The sequence below is a fragment of the Sphingobacterium spiritivorum ATCC 33861 genome (genome assembly GCF_000143765.1).
In the GTDB taxonomy this organism is placed as follows: domain Bacteria; phylum Bacteroidota; class Bacteroidia; order Sphingobacteriales; family Sphingobacteriaceae; genus Sphingobacterium; species Sphingobacterium spiritivorum.
Window position 1 is genome coordinate 798,210 of the sequence record NZ_GL379770.1, and the last position, 15,195, is coordinate 813,404.

12 protein-coding genes are annotated in these 15,195 nt (G+C 40.5%); 7 read left to right on the top strand and 5 right to left on the bottom strand.

The features are described from left to right. Positions 1 to 164: 164 nt before the first annotated feature. Positions 165 to 1,013: an NmrA family NAD(P)-binding protein gene (locus HMPREF0766_RS03660; RefSeq protein ID WP_037459897.1), complete on the bottom strand. Its 849-nt coding sequence runs from the start codon at positions 1,011 to 1,013 to the stop codon at positions 165 to 167. Positions 1,014 to 1,096: 83 nt separating this feature from the next. On the opposite strand from HMPREF0766_RS03660, the gene HMPREF0766_RS03665 reads away from it, so the two are divergent. Next, positions 1,097 to 1,468, top strand: a complete 372-nt coding sequence (locus HMPREF0766_RS03665; protein WP_002993836.1) for a winged helix-turn-helix transcriptional regulator — start codon at positions 1,097 to 1,099, stop codon at positions 1,466 to 1,468. Between the two features lie 128 nt (positions 1,469 to 1,596). Here the strand turns inward: HMPREF0766_RS03665 and HMPREF0766_RS03670 are convergent, their stop codons facing one another. Further along, positions 1,597 to 2,853: a DEAD/DEAH box helicase gene (locus HMPREF0766_RS03670; protein ID WP_236590554.1), complete on the bottom strand. Its 1,257-nt coding sequence runs from the start codon at positions 2,851 to 2,853 to the stop codon at positions 1,597 to 1,599. A 160-nt stretch (positions 2,854 to 3,013) separates the two neighbouring features. Here HMPREF0766_RS03670 and HMPREF0766_RS03675 point away from each other — a divergent pair, with 160 nt between their 5' ends. Then, positions 3,014 to 4,321: a putative oxidoreductase C-terminal domain-containing protein gene (locus HMPREF0766_RS03675; RefSeq protein WP_002993842.1), complete on the top strand. Its 1,308-nt coding sequence runs from the start codon at positions 3,014 to 3,016 to the stop codon at positions 4,319 to 4,321. A 66-nt stretch (positions 4,322 to 4,387) separates the two neighbouring features. On the opposite strand, the gene HMPREF0766_RS03680 is transcribed toward HMPREF0766_RS03675, so the two are convergent. Next, complete coding sequence (locus tag HMPREF0766_RS03680; RefSeq protein WP_002993844.1) at positions 4,388 to 5,659, bottom strand: DUF819 family protein; 1,272 nt, start codon at positions 5,657 to 5,659, stop codon at positions 4,388 to 4,390. A gap of 184 nt (positions 5,660 to 5,843) precedes the next feature. Between HMPREF0766_RS03680 and HMPREF0766_RS03685 the strand changes: the two genes are divergently transcribed. The 3 genes from HMPREF0766_RS03685 (at position 5,844) to HMPREF0766_RS03695 (ending at position 9,731) form a co-directional block, all read left to right on the top strand. Beyond that, entirely contained in the window at positions 5,844 to 7,124 is a 1,281-nt protein-coding gene (locus HMPREF0766_RS03685) for a Gfo/Idh/MocA family protein (RefSeq protein WP_002993846.1), read from the top strand. Positions 7,125 to 7,141: 17 nt separating this feature from the next. Beyond that, entirely contained in the window at positions 7,142 to 8,215 is a 1,074-nt protein-coding gene (locus HMPREF0766_RS03690; protein ID WP_002993848.1) for a Gfo/Idh/MocA family protein, read from the top strand. Positions 8,216 to 8,441: 226 nt separating this feature from the next. Next, positions 8,442 to 9,731 (top strand): WG repeat-containing protein, encoded by a 1,290-nt coding sequence (locus tag HMPREF0766_RS03695; protein WP_002993850.1) that lies wholly within the window; start codon positions 8,442 to 8,444, stop codon positions 9,729 to 9,731. A gap of 149 nt (positions 9,732 to 9,880) precedes the next feature. On the opposite strand, the gene HMPREF0766_RS03700 is transcribed toward HMPREF0766_RS03695, so the two are convergent. After that, entirely contained in the window at positions 9,881 to 11,767 is a 1,887-nt protein-coding gene (locus HMPREF0766_RS03700; protein ID WP_002993851.1) for an OmpA family protein, read from the bottom strand. Between the two features lie 194 nt (positions 11,768 to 11,961). On the opposite strand from HMPREF0766_RS03700, the gene HMPREF0766_RS03705 reads away from it, so the two are divergent. Further along, a complete protein-coding gene (locus HMPREF0766_RS03705; RefSeq protein ID WP_002993853.1) occupies positions 11,962 to 13,212 on the top strand; it encodes an MFS transporter in 1,251 nt (416 codons plus the stop codon). Positions 13,213 to 13,548: 336 nt separating this feature from the next. On the opposite strand, the gene HMPREF0766_RS03710 is transcribed toward HMPREF0766_RS03705, so the two are convergent. Next, on the bottom strand, positions 13,549 to 14,148 hold the full coding sequence (locus HMPREF0766_RS03710) for a hypothetical protein (protein ID WP_002993855.1): 600 nt from the start codon (positions 14,146 to 14,148) through the stop codon (positions 13,549 to 13,551). A gap of 391 nt (positions 14,149 to 14,539) precedes the next feature. On the opposite strand from HMPREF0766_RS03710, the gene HMPREF0766_RS03715 reads away from it, so the two are divergent. Next, positions 14,540 to 15,181 (top strand): RNA polymerase sigma factor, encoded by a 642-nt coding sequence (locus HMPREF0766_RS03715; RefSeq protein WP_002993857.1) that lies wholly within the window; start codon positions 14,540 to 14,542, stop codon positions 15,179 to 15,181. Positions 15,182 to 15,195 lie beyond the last annotated feature (14 nt).

Genomic DNA, 15,195 nt, shown 5'->3' on the forward strand with positions numbered 1-15,195 from the left:
AACTATTCATCTGGATGCTGGACATGCTTTATTGGCTTTACATCCTTCAGAAGTTGCCGCTTTAAGATTAGAAGCAGCAGAAACAGTTTAATATGGTAACGTATCGTTGTCAATCGGCAACGGTACGTTATCATTATTGCTTATCAGACAAGCTGCAGGCCATATTATTTGCCTTCATCAGTCTGAAAATTATTTTTTACGAATGTTGTGAATGAAACAGGTGGACGCCCCAGTACTTTTTCAATTCCATCACCAATATTTGCATTTCTGCCATCGAGTATTTCCGCAAACGCTCCGATCATATGAGTGGCAAGGTCTTGAGGTAAACCATGTTTTACCAGAAGCTCATAATAATTGTCCGCATCTGCATGTATATAGCGGACCGGTTTTCCTTTAGCTGCACCTATTATCTGTACCGCTTCCTCAAAACTGTATAGTGTAGAACCTGTCACTTCGTAAATGTGATGGTCATGTTTGTCATCAATCAGACACTGAACGATTACGTCTGACAGATCTTCCAGATCTACAAAAGGTTCTTTCACCTTGTCTGCCATAAAAGTAAGTTCGCCATGCTGTATACCAGCTGCAAAATGACCTTCTGTAAAATTCTGATTGAACCATGCGGATCGGACTATTGTCCACTTTAATCCTGAATTTCTTATAGCATCTTCACATTCTACAACAGATTGCTGTCCTCTTCCTGAAAGAAGAACCAATCTGGTGACACCCATTTCCACTGATTTTTCAGTTAACTCCTTGATCTCTGTATACGCTTCTGGCATGGAAGTATCCGGATGAACAATGTATATACTGTCAATATCTGTTAAAGCTGCCTCCCATGTTGAGATATCTTTCCACTCAAATATGCGGACATCTGCCTGAGCTGTGTTCCCTTTGCGAACTGTAGAAAATGTAGGATAATTCAGTTCCCTTAGTTTGCGGACTACACGGCTTCCGTTTTTACCCGACCCGCCGATAACTAAGATTGTCTTATTGTTTTTTGTGACTTCCATATTGATCATGATTTTTATTGTGCCGAACAAAAATATAGTTTTAACTTGCTGATCAATCGGGTACTATAACAGAGTATAGTAATATGGAACACAGTCAAATTGAACATACGGATTGTCCTCTACAGTCATCGAGGACATTAATGCTTATAAAAGATGCATTGGATACTATTCAGGGAAAATGGAGGATACGTATAATAGCTGTCTTACTGGATGGTCCGAAGCGTTTTAGAGAACTTTCAACAGAACTTGAGACGATTACAGACAGAATGCTTTCTCTGGAATTGAAAAATCTGGAAATAAATATGCTAATCTCTAAAAAAATAAAATCCAGATATCGTACGGAAATGGAATATGAGCTTACACGTCACGGGTATACACTTAAACCATTGATCAGTGAACTGATTGCCTGGGGAGACTTGCATCGATCGAAAATAACCGAAAAGCTTATAAAATAATAAGGTTATAGTACAGCTGGAGTAATATAGCGTTAATAAAGGTGGAGTAAAGTAGCTTTAAAATAAAATTCCCTGCATTTTTTGTTATTAAAAGAATGAAGGGAATTAATATATAAGTAGAAGATAGGTTAATCTTTTGTTTTGAATTTACCTCTTCTGAATGGTTTTTTACTGGCACCCGATCGGGCTTTGCTTCTGTTTTTGTCCGTACCAGGTTTCTTAGCCGCTTGTCCGGGTTTCTTCGGAGAGATGTGTAAGCTGTAAGGTTGATCTTCGACTCTTGGTATTTCCATACGAATGGATTTTTCAATATCCAGCAGATAAGCGTATTCTTCATCATCACAGAATGAAATTGCTTTTCCGTCCTTTCCGGCACGTCCGGTACGACCTATACGGTGTACATAAGATTCCGGGATATTGGGAAGATCAAAGTTAATCACATAAGAAAGATCATCGATATCAATCCCTCTGGCTGCGATGTCTGTAGCTACCAATACGCGAAGTTTGCGGTCTTTGAAATTATTCAGTGCATTTTGTCTGGCCGATTGTGATTTGTTACCATGGATAGCCGCAGCTTGTATACCCTGTTTTGCCAGATCTTTAGCAATTCGGTCAGCACCATGTTTCGTTCTGGAGAATACCAGCGTATGTTCAATATTTTCGGATTTGAGCAGATGCGTAAGCAGGTGACGTTTGTCTGATTTGCTGACAAAATAAACGGACTGCTGTATTTTTTCTGCGGTGGTAGATTCCGGAGTTACTTCTACTTTACTTGGATCTTCCAGAATATGGGATGCCAGTTTTTGAATCTCTGCAGGCATTGTTGCTGAAAACAACAAGGTCTGTCTTTTTTTCGGAATAATAGAGATCACCTTTTTAACATCATGGATAAATCCCATGTCCAACATTCTGTCCGCTTCATCCAGTACGAAATACTCGAGTTGTTTGAGGTCTATAAACCCCTGATTATACAGGTCCAGTAAGCGTCCAGGAGTCGCAATCAGGATGTCGATTCCTTTTCTTAAGGCATCACGCTGCGGTTGCTGCCCGACACCACCGTATATAACCAGGTTACGGATCGGCAATTCTTTAGAGTATGCATCAAAATTTTCTTTGATCTGTATCGCTAACTCACGTGTAGGAGTCAGTACTAAAGTTCGTATTCTTTTTTGAGCCGTTTTTTCTTTGGAATAAGTCAGCATCTGCAGGATTGGGATGGCAAAAGCTGCTGTTTTTCCCGTTCCCGTCTGCGCGCAGGCCAGAAGATCTTTACGCTGAAAGATGATAGGGATTGCTTGTTCCTGAATAGGTGTGGGATTCTGATATCCTGAAGCGTCCAGTGCCTTCAGAATGGGTGCTATAAGTTTTAAATCTTTAAATTGCAAATTGTTGAATTTTATAATGCTGACTTTTTTGTCAGTATCAATCAGCTGCAAAGGTAGTTAAAAGAATAACTGTTTTTTGTTTTAAATAAAAATGTAATTTTGGTTCAATTTTTTTGAGACTAATAATCAGCAACATTGCTGTATTCCCCAGACGGTAATTATGAAACATTTTTTTAGAAATATAGCTATCCTTGTCCTTTTAGGAGGAATGCTCTCCTGTCAGGAACAATCGCATATTGCACTTGTTGTGATCAATCCTCAGGACAGTACTGCACAAACTGTGGTACGTTCGATGACAAATGATCTGGATACACTGGTAACAGTCTTTAACCCTTCATATTCACCCTTCCTGCAAGAGAATACTACCTTCCGTGTTTCAGAAACCCATACCACAGATATAATAGGGGCATTGTTGTCGGGACGTAAAGCTAATGTTGCATATGTAGGCGGTTTCAATACAGAAAGAGGAGCATTAAGTGAACGGTTAACAGCAAATGGCATTGCTGTACTTGGGCAGCAGCCTCTTGTGGCAGGCAGGCAGAGTATGCAGTATCTCCAAAATATGTATCGTTCGGCAGCAGAGACAAAAGCGCTGATTTACGATATGGTTCCTGCACGGTTTTACGAAGAAGCTGTTATTGTCAAAGCCTTATTGACGCAACAGGAATTTTCAGGCGGACTGATTGCAGGTTCTGAAGATACCCCTGCAATTGTTATGACAAGACACCTGAATTTTGTAGAGTGGAAAGATGGGAATATGATCCAAAGACCAGTCTGGTTTTTTGATGTAAATAAGCAGGGAGACGGATTTTCGGGTCTTGCTCCTTATCTTGATCTTGTTAACTGGATTACTTTGCCGGAACAAAATCTGGATTATGCAGCAGATGTGAAGTTGTTAAAGTCCAGAAAATGGCCTGCATTGCTGAACAGGTATGAATTTGCCAATCTGACCGGACAGCAATCCTATCCTGATGAACTGAAAACGTATATCAATCCGTACAATGAGTTGGCTGTCTCTTCAAATGCAGAAATTCGTTATCTGCTTCAGGGCAAGGCCGTCTCTGTTGCGGTGGATTGGGATTATGATTCTGAAGAAAAAAGAGGTGATACTTTTGAAGGCATACTGCAGGCTGTTAATTTTACTGTTGAAGTCAAATCAGAAGATCGCCGTAACATCATTTACATAACACCTAAAGAATCAGCAGACAAGCAGGTTTTTGAGAAAAAACTTCAGGAAATTCTTGCTAAGACCGGTATTCAGGCTGTTAATTTTGAACGGACAGCTGAGGGCAGGTATAAGATCTTATTACCGGAAGGGATTAACAGGAATCCGGATAAGTATATGGCAAGTTCTGTCAGAACTTTTGTCGATTATTATAAAAAAGGTGTTATTCCTGAGTGGGAAACATCTTTTATACTGGCTAAATATCAATTGATATCCGATGCTGCAAAGCAGTTAACGCCTTAACTAAAAATAGCGCGGGTTATCTGTCCCGCGCTATTCTTAGTTAAATATTTGTATTGAATCTCAGCTTTACTGAAATAATCCGGAGACATATTGCATAAGCAGACCACAGATATAACCTCCATATGTGCCGACAGCGTAACCCAGCACCGCAAGTAGAACACCTACAGGAGCTAAGTATTTGTTAAATGCTGCCGCTACAACAGGAGCAGATGCTGCTCCGCCGATATTCGCCTGACTGGCAACAGCCACATAAAAGAAGGGTGCCTTTATTATTTTCGCAACCCCCAGCATGAGAATAATATGGATCAGTATCCACACGACTCCTACTAAAAAGAATACAGGGTTGTCCAGTAATGCCTTGATGTCCATTTTCATGCCGATGGTAGCGACCAGAACATAGAGCAGTATAGATCCCATATTGGAAGCACCATAATTCTCAAGCTTTCGTGCTCTTGTAAAGGAAAGAACCATTCCTATAGTGGTCGCCACAATAATAACCCAGAACGTAATACTCGTCAGGGAATACTGTTCAGAAGCCGGCCAGGTTTCTTTAAACCAGGGACCGATAAAATTACCCAACAGGTGAGCAAGTCCGGTTCCGGCAAATCCTACACCTAATACGGTAAACCATTGGGCTACCGATACATCTTTGACTCTTTCCGCCAGGTGAATAGATTCCAGTCTTCGTTCAAGATTTTTGAGTGATGAGGTGTCGGCTTTGAAAAAAGCATCTATCTTTTCGGATTTTTGAGCACCATAGATCAATAATCCCATCCAGATACTGGATATTAATACATCTACTGCTACCATTTGTCCGAATAATGATTCCGAAGAACCGAAAACTTTAAACATGGCTGCCTGATTGGCACTTCCTCCGATCCAGCTCCCTGCAATAGCTGCGAAACCTCTCCAGGTCTCTTCTCCGTTGAAATGCAGAATGGACGGAAATACACTTCCGATCAATGCAATAGCAATAGGGCCTCCTATAATAATACCGATCGCTCCTGTAAAAAACATAATCAGCGATTTGCTCCCCAATTGTTTAAGGCCCTGAATGTCGATACCAATAGTAAAGAATATCAAACTGGTAGGAAGCAAATAGGTAGAAGCCATTTCATCCAGTTGAGACACTTCTCCGTTGATGATATTAAAAGAATTCAGAAGTGCTGGTACAAAGTAACACAGCACAAGGGAAGGACAATATTTGTAAAACTTAGCCCAAAAGCCTCCCTTTTTACTGGAAGTATAAAAGATAAAACCAAGAATTCCCATTAATAAGCCGAAAACAACAGCATCATTGGTAATAAGTGGTTGTACAATTGGTAATTTTTCTTCCATAGTTGTTTAGAATTGATGATTAGTGGGGTGAAGTTATGTATTATTTGTAACTTATCCATTGATTTGATTTAAAAAATGCACAAAAACGCATTGCTGATTTGTAAAATTATAGTGATGGATATTTGAAATATACCCGGCTTACTTTTTATGTAAGGTGAAAATTGTTAATTTTAGAGTTCTATAAATGAATGAAATGAACCAGGACAGAAGAACCTTTATCAAACAAAGTGCGGTCGTGGCTGCATCACTTGCAGCAATTCCCCATCTGGGCTATGCTACTTCCGCAAAAAAGATCAAAGTCGGTTTGATCGGATGTGGCGGAAGAGGAACAGGGGCAGCTTCGCAGGCGTTGGCAGCAGATCCTCAGGTAGAAATAACGGCCCTGGCTGATATTTTTCCGGATCAGTTAGAACATGCGCTTACGACCCTTCGTGAAATAGATGCTGCGCGTGTCCATGTGGATGATAAAAATAAGTTTGTAGGGTTTGACGCTTATAAAAAACTTATAAATTCGGGCGTAGATGTTGTATTGCTGTGTTCGCCTCCAAATTTTCGTCCCGATCATCTGGAAGAAGCTGTGAAGGCGGGTAAGCATATCTTTTGTGAGAAACCTGTAGCCGTAGATATTCCGGGTATTCACCGGGTGAGTAAAGCAGTCGAGCTTGCGAAGCAGAAAAAACTCAATATTGTCTGTGGCTTTTGCTTTCGTTACTCTACTCCAAACCGGGAGATTATCAAACAAGTAAGAGCAGGTAGCATTGGCGATGTTAAGGGGCTGTCTACTTTTCGTTACGGCGGAGAACTTACATTCAAAGACAGACAACCTTCCTGGAGTGATCTGGAGTTTCAGCTTCGCAACTGGTTGTTCTATACCCGTTATTCGGGAGATATGCTGGTGGAGCAAGCCATTCACAGCGTCGATTTTATGTCTTGGGTGATGAATGACGAATTGCCTAAACTGGTGACAGGCACCGGAGGAAGACAGGCTAAGCCATGGGATAAATTTGGCAATGTATATGATCATTATGCTGTAGAATATGCTTATGCAGGAGGATTGAAATCTTACCATTTCAGCAGACAGCAGAATGGGACTACATCACGTAACAGTGTTGATGTCATGGGGACTCAGGGGCAGGTAGATGTCAAACTGATGTCCAGTTATGAAGTATTGGGTGAACATCCTTGGAAATTCACAGGCAGACTCAACAATATGTATCAGACACAGCATGATGAACTGTTTGCTGCTATTCGTAACGGACAAGTGATCAATGACGGGGATTCAATGACCAAATCAACGCTGCTGGGAATCTGGGGAAGAACTGCGGCTTATACCGGTAAAGCGATTACTTATGACGAGATAATGAATTCACAAGTCGTATTGGGTCCACATTCGGATGAATTTGACTGGAATATGAAAGTAGATCAATTACCTATTCCCCGTCCGGGATTAACAACTTTTGGATAATATCTGAACAGATTTTCATGCAAAAAATCAAAATATTAGTAGTAGGATGCGGTAATATGGGCGCATCTCATGCACAGGCTTATCATGAGCTTCCTGACTTTGAGATCGTCGGGCTGGTATCTCGCGGGGATAGTAAGAGGGAACTGAATGTAAGACTGAATGCCAGCTACCCTTTATATGAAGATTATGCAGAAGCTTTGGCCGATTCTAAGCCTGATGCAGTCTGTATTGCTACTTATCCGGATACACACGAGACATATGCCGTCATGGCTTTTGATTCCGGAGCGCATGTGTTTATCGAAAAACCCCTTGCAGATACAGTTACCGGTGCAGAAAGAGTGATAGCAGCAGCTGAACGTTCCGGTAAAAAACTGGTCGTCGGCTATATTCTTCGCCACCATCCCTCATGGATCAAATTTATTGAAACCGGCAGGCAGATGGGATATCCGCTGGTTATGCGCATGAATCTTAATCAGCAAAGTCAGGGCTATATGTGGGATGTCCATCGTAACCTCATGAAAAGTCTTAGTCCTATCGTGGACTGTGGAGTGCATTACATTGACGTGATGTGCCAGCTTACAGACGCCAGGCCTGTACAGGTTTCGGCCATAGGAGCACGGCTTACAAATGATATTCCGGAAGATAATTATAACTACGGGCAGTTGCAGATTCGTTTTGATGATGGTAGCGTAGGCTGGTACGAAGCAGGTTGGGGGCCTATGATGAGTGAAACTGCTTTTTTTGTAAAGGATGTGATCGGGCCTCTGGGTTGTGTATCGATTGTGGCTAATGAAGCGTCTGGTAGCGGGCATTCGGATAGTGTGGCCTCTCATACACGCACGGAATCCCTGCGCATTCATCATGCAGCTATTGATGATCAAAATAAATTTGTTCGTAAAGATGAATGGATACATCTGGAAGACGAACCCGATCATCAGGAACTCTGCAACAGAGAACAACTTTTCTTTTTAAAAGCTATACGTGAAAATCCGGATCTGAGTAAATCCATGCAAGATGCCCTGAATAGTTTACGCATTGCTATTGCCTGCGATGAATCCGTCAAGACAGGTCAGATGGTAAGTTTGCTGTAAGTATTATTTTCCCTGACTCGCTACTTTAAGCAAAGGATTTATAAAATGTACAGTGATTATTGTCTGATGTTTGTTGAGAGGCATGTACTTATAGATCATAATGACAAGATTTAGCCGGATGCCGGGCTACTTTCTTATCGTCATCAATGCTATTTTTCAACATTGTAATTTTTTTTGATCAATTGGTCTGTAATTTGTTAAAGAAAGATTGTATTAACTTGTTTTGATGATGAAAATTTCCATATCTGTATTATTCCTTCTGTTCTTATCCCAAATAAATACGCAGGCACAGACTGATGTGTGGCAAATTCATCTTGAAGCAAAAGGTACAAAACCTGCTGAATGGTGGACTGCACGCACAGGACAGTATGTGGCTGAATTTGAACAAAATATTGCAGAAGCATTCTATCCGGAATCAAAACCTGCAGATTTTAAAGAAAAAATCTGGATATCCAAAGACAAATCCAGGGTTATAAAAGGAAAGGACGAAGCTCAGTTTATGTACATATATCCTAAAAAGGAAGTATACGCTTTCCAAAAGGGAGATGATATCATTACAAAAGACGCTTTGCCGGATCCGTATCGTATCATCAAAGCTGCGGATGTGAAGAATATAGGAGATGATGTGAGCTACCTGATTATTTCTCCCTCAGATGAAGTACGGGATATACAGGGATATGCCTGTCAGAAATATAAACTAAATTTTGGACAGCACGGATTCGGAGAGGTAAATTATCAGGTGTGGTGTGCCAAAGAGATTCCGGCCTATGCGAGTGATAATCTTCCTTTTGCCAATCATCTGCCGGGAGCGATCCTGCAGTTTGATCTGGACGGACAGGACTCTACCGTAGGATTTGCAGCCACTAAAGTGGAGAGGATGAGTGCTAATCCGTCTTATTTTGAATTGCCTTCTGAAATGGAAATCGTTGATGTACAGGATACAGGTAACGGATTGTCTTCAGGAGGAGAATTGTTAGCGGTCTTCAAAAGCGGTCTGCAGCTTGAGGAAGCTGTACAATGGTTTCCGGATAACCGGGATGGAAATGTTGTCATAGGATTAAAGAAGAAGAGCGGAGAGATCCTGTTACCTGCCAATTATCAGACCATAGAAAATATAACAGAAGACGTTGCCGCCGTGACAGATCTGGATCAAAAATATTGGTTGGTACGTAAAGACGGTAAAGTGCTTAATACATCCGGATATAATCATTTTCAACCTGTGAATGATCAGGTATACTCGTATCAGATCGATACCAATTTCGGACTGGCTGATATTGGAGGTAAGGTGCTTATTGACAGTCTGGAAGATATGCAACCCCTCAATTCAGAATATGTATTTGCGAAGAAAGACGGCCAGTATGGCGTTATAGATCTGGATGGTAAGTTTATCGTTAAACCTTCTTATCAGTCTGTAAAGTGGAATGCGGCAGGTGAGCTGAATCTTGTTGAAAAAGAAGGTGAAAAAAAGGCGACTACCATTTCTGCATCCGACTTTATCGGTAGCTTTATAAAGTAGGAATGCTGGAGGAAGCTGAACGGTTTTAAAAAATGTCAGCGCTTTTTATTGATAAGAGTTTGGTAATATCGACCTTCTTTTTTCTTTTCTGTAGTCTGCTAATATCTTTGTTTTAGATGGAATCAGGGCAATTTTCCTCCGTATTATGACTACTTAATAATCTTAAATTCAGTTCTCCTGTTCAAGGCTTTTCCTGTTTCCGTCTCGTTTGTAGCCAGAGGTTGGTTAGAGCCATATCCCTTTGCCAGAAGACGGTTAGCTGAAATGCCTCTTGCGATTAAATAACTGACAACAGCTTTTGCTCTGTTGTCAGAGAGTGTCTTATTCAGCTGATCATTTCCTGTATTGTCTGTGTGTCCTCCGATTTCTATGCGGATCAGTGGATTTTCCTGTAAAAACAGAACCAGTGTATTCAGATCACTTGTGGAGGAAGGTAAAAGATCGTATTTATTCAATGCAAAGAAAATGTTGTTCAGCACTACATTTTTATCCACTTCAATAGGCTTCAATAAAATCCGGGCTTCAAATTCTTCATTTGTGTGACGGGGATCGTCCAAAGCATATGGTATAGATTCAAATAAGTAACCTTTTTCACGTACATGAACGGCGTAATGATTTCCGATTGGCAAGGTCGCCAGAAATTCTCCGTCGGTGATGTCACTTTGGTCTTGAAATACAATCTGGTTTGTAGCGGTATTCGTAACCGTGATACTGGCCTTCACCGGAGATAAGGTTTTTGCATCCAGTACCAGTCCTTTGATAAATGCCACAGGATGAGGCCGGTTTTTTACCGGGATATCAAAACTGTAAATATCCAGCTGTTGCTGTCCGTCTATTTGCGTGGAAAGAAATCCCATCTTCCCGTTCATACTTACATACAGTGCATTTTGTTCATAATAATTGTTTATGGGATGTCCCAGATTGACAGGGTCAGACCACTTGTTCAGGGAATCTGATTTACTTATAAAAATATCTTTCCGACCGAATCCGGGCCATCCGTTGGAAGCAAAGAACAAGCTGCTGTTATCCGCGTGGATGTAGGGAGCACTTTCATCAAAGATGGTATTGATCTGCGGACCCAGATTAACAGGAACAGACCATTCCTCTTTTGCATTAAGTGTACTCTTCCATATGTCATATCCGCCAACTCCGCCTGGTCTGTTGCTGACAAAATAAAGCGTACGTCCGTCTGCACTAATAGCCGGCTGAGATTCCCATCCTTTGGAATTTATGGGAGCTCCAAGGTTATAAGGCTCACCCCAGATTCCGTTTTCTTTTTTGGAGATGTAGATGTCACAGCTGCCCATTCCGTTTGGCCAGTTACAACCCGTAAAGAACAAGTATTTTCCATCAGGAGAAATACAGTGTGCGCCTTCATTAAATTGATCAGAATTTATATGCCCTGTTAATTTTTGAGCCTGAGACCATACCTTTCCATCATTATGACTTTCGTAAAAGTTTTCCTGATTGGCTGTTTTACGTGTAAAAATAATAGTTCTGTTATCAGCCGTCAGCTTTGGAAAATACTCGTCATCTGTGGAGTTGATTGCGTCTGATAATTTGTTCATGACGAATGTGTCCGGTGAAGAATAGGAAAGGCTGAAATTGCAGTCTGCAATATATTTATTCACCAGCAAAGCACTTTTGTCAGCCAGTTTTACTTTATTCTTATAGGTTTCGAGGTAGTTCAGAGCCTCCTTGTAATGACCTGTAAACAGGCTGGATTCTCCAATGCCGAAGTAAGTGAGCGGAGTCAGTTCAGGATCTGTTTTCAATACTTTTTCATACATCTGACGGGCCTCTTCATATTGATCTGTTTTGCGATACAGATCGCCGAGAGTCTGATAAGCAGATGCAAAGTTACCATCGATTTTTACAGCTTCCTTCAACAATTCTATTGCCGGAGAATATTCTCCTTTTTGCAGGTGTCTGTTCGCAGATGTATAGAGCTGCTGTGCTTTTGCATTTCCGGAAGGTTTTTGAGCAAAAGCATAACAAAAGACACATATAAAAATCAGGATTAGACTGTAACGCATAACTAACTATATTCAATCCGTTAAAGATACTTAAATTTTGCTGATTGATAAGGGGTTGTATATTCATAACAGTAGGTATCATAACTTTTGCATGTCTGGTTTAGGCGGTTGAATCAATCCTGTTACAATTTGTGAAATCATCCTGTAAAGCTTACCTTAGAGGTATAAACCTTAATCATCTGCAGTTATCTTTTATGGATATTTCATTGCGTATTCGTCTGTCTGTCATGATGTTCTTAGAATATGTGATAAAAGGCGCATGGTTCGTTACTTTAGGAACTTATCTGGCTAAAAACCTGCAGGCAACAGGTCTCGAAGTTGCAAATATTTTTTCGACACAATCACTGGGAGCGGTCATTGCACCTTTCTTTATCGGATTTGTGGCAGACCGATACTTCAATGCTGAGCGCGTCCTGTCTGTATTACATCTTATTGGTGCTGCATTACTATTTATGATGTATAAGTCAGCCAGTGCTGCTGAGTTTTATCCTTATGTATTTGTTTACTTTATTGCTTATATGTCTTCTCTGGCTTTGACTAATTCAATCTCCTTCAGGCATTTGAAAGATGCAAAAAAGCAATTTCCTGGTATTCGGGTATGGGGCACGGTGGGCTGGGTTTTCTCGGGTGTAGTAATAAGTTACATTTTCCATTGGGATAGTCCTGAGGAAATATCCAGAGGGGCGCTGAGTTATACCTTTCTGTTGGCGTCTTGTTGTTCACTGCTGTTAGCCGTATTTAGCTGGATATTACCTAAAACTCCACCTGTAGCCAGAAATAAAGAAAAGTCATTCCGTATTGCAGATGCTATGGGACTTGAAGCTTTGGCATTACTGAAGAATAAAGGATTTCTGGTATTCTTCTTAACAGCAGTTGTGATCTGTATACCGATATCATTCTATTATCAGAATACAAATCCTTATCTGGTGAGCGTAGGCTTGCCAAACCCTACTGCTAAGATGGCGCTGGGGCAATTGTCAGAAGCATTTTGTCTTTTGCTTATTCCATTCTTTTTTGCACGTTTTGGTTACAAGAAGATGATTCTGATTGGTATTTCTGCATGGATACTGCGCTATCTGTTGTTTGCTTTCGGAAACGGGGATGAATTGTCCTATATGTTGATTACCGGCATTGTTCTGCACGGTGTCTGTTATGATTTTATGTTTGTGGTAGGACAGATTTATACAGATACAATTGCCGGCGAGCGTTACAAATCTTCCGCTCAGGGATTAATAACCGTCGCGATGTATGGAATTGGGATGTTGATTGGCTTTTGGGTTGCCGGTTATATTTCAGATTATCTTAAAGCAGCATATGTATCTGATTTCTGGTGGTATTTGTGGATCACTCCAGCAGCAATAGCGGCGGGTTGTCTGTTGATTTTCGCAGTATTCTTTAAAGAAAAAAGGGGAGAGGCTGACGGTACAGGTACCGAAATGATATAAGATTGTTCAACCGGAGGTGATAGTTGGCGTCCCGCCAGCTGTTTTAATCGGTATAAAAAGAGAATATATGAGGTATTAATACTGCTGGTGAGGACACTCGCAGGCGCTGAATATGGTGGTTAGCAAAAGAGTGAGGGCTTACAAGGTTTTGTCGTGTAATAGGTTAGTTCCTCATTGTGTCAGTTGGTGTCCCTGCCAGCTTTTAAATCCGTAAAAGAAGGAACTATATGATATACTATTCTGCTGCTAAGGACAGTAGATGCAATGTGTGATGCAAGTCCGGAATTATCTGCAGAATTCCGGGAGTGAAGCAGTTCAACAGACAATTATTTGTTCTTAGTTTTTTTCAATTTCACTTTCCAACAAATCAAACAGGGGCTGCACCATCTGTGTAATATGAGAACCGTTAAAAATTAAAAACGGAATCTTATTGCTTAGTTTTGAAATTGTGGTAGAGCTTTCGGCATGAGGATAACGTTCGTTCCACTTGATAATGTCACTCAGATGTACCAATACCTGCTTTAGATTTTCATAATCCGTGAAACTTTTAAAGTCCATCCTGTTCTTGTTGAATAATCCTATTTCGTCGGCCAGCTGAAGCAGATTCTGCGTTTTCTGCTTGAGTGAAACACCATTCATCCTTTGGCTTTTAGGATAAGAAATTGTATCATGAGAATTGCCAATCATACCATTCAATCCTATTTCAAGAGCTATTCCCAGGTGGTAATAGGCATTGATAGATGTCTTTACAAAAGCAGTATTGTTAATATCCATATGAATACCTGAATCATAATTGTCCATTCTCAGCTTTTCCAAAAGCATATTAGCAACCAGTTTGGATATACGATAATACTCATGCCAATGTACGGGCTGGTCTAAAGATACAACGCTGTTGAAATATTGTTTTAGGGTTGAATGTTGGTTATATGTATCCATAGGTCATATAAATGATTAACATACGTAAGTTACGAATAAATTCTTTAAAATGAAAAAAATATACAATTAATATTTTTTTTTATTTGTAGCTAAGTTATGATGTGAATTCAACAGATAAATAAAGACATGACAACAGATACAGATCTATTTTAGGACTACTATATCACAGATGGAGTTGCTGCGCTGTGAAGGGGAAAGTAAGCGAGCTTAATTAGTTATGAAATTACTAAAATAAAGTATACCGACAAGATATTTTGATGATTGAAACAAGTATGTTACATAGTGGATTATGTTTTTCCGGGTGTTATTTTCTTCTGCCCTTGTCTTAATATCGTCTTTCTTCTATCAGCTATATAATGCAGGCGGTGTGATTTTTTAATATTGGCTTAATATGAATATTTTACATTTGGGTCATATGCCTGAAACAAGACGTTTACATCAGCAATGGTTGGTCTCGGTCAGAGAACAAGACGACAGATATGCATTTGCCGAAATCTACCATTGTTATTGGAAAGAACTATATATCCATGCTGTAAAACGTGTTCGTGATGAGCAGCAGGCAGAGGATATTCTTCAGGAATTGTTTGTTCAGTTCTGGGAACGCCGGGCAACCCTGGATACCGGGATGAATCTGCGGGCTTATCTCTACGGAATGCTGAAATTTAAACTCATAGATTTTTTTAATTCAAATAAGGCACAGCAAAAACTGCTGGATGGATTGGCAGAGCATATGTTTGACTATGTACAGCAGCATCCGGAAGAACTGGAAATCTATCTGGCTATGGAGAAACTATTGGAGGAGGAACTGGAGGCAATGCCCAACAATATGCAACAGGCGGTATTATTGCGTTGGGAACATTATAGTATTAAAGAAATTGCCAGAAGGCTTAATCTGTCTGAACAAACTGTAAAGAATAATCTGACTGAAGCGACCAAGCGTCTTCAGCGGGGATTGACTGTCCGGTCAAAAGATGTATACGGTCCTCTTTTCTTACTTTTCGTTCAGTACATGCAGGAATGGCTCAAACCTTAGGTAACTGTTCATAA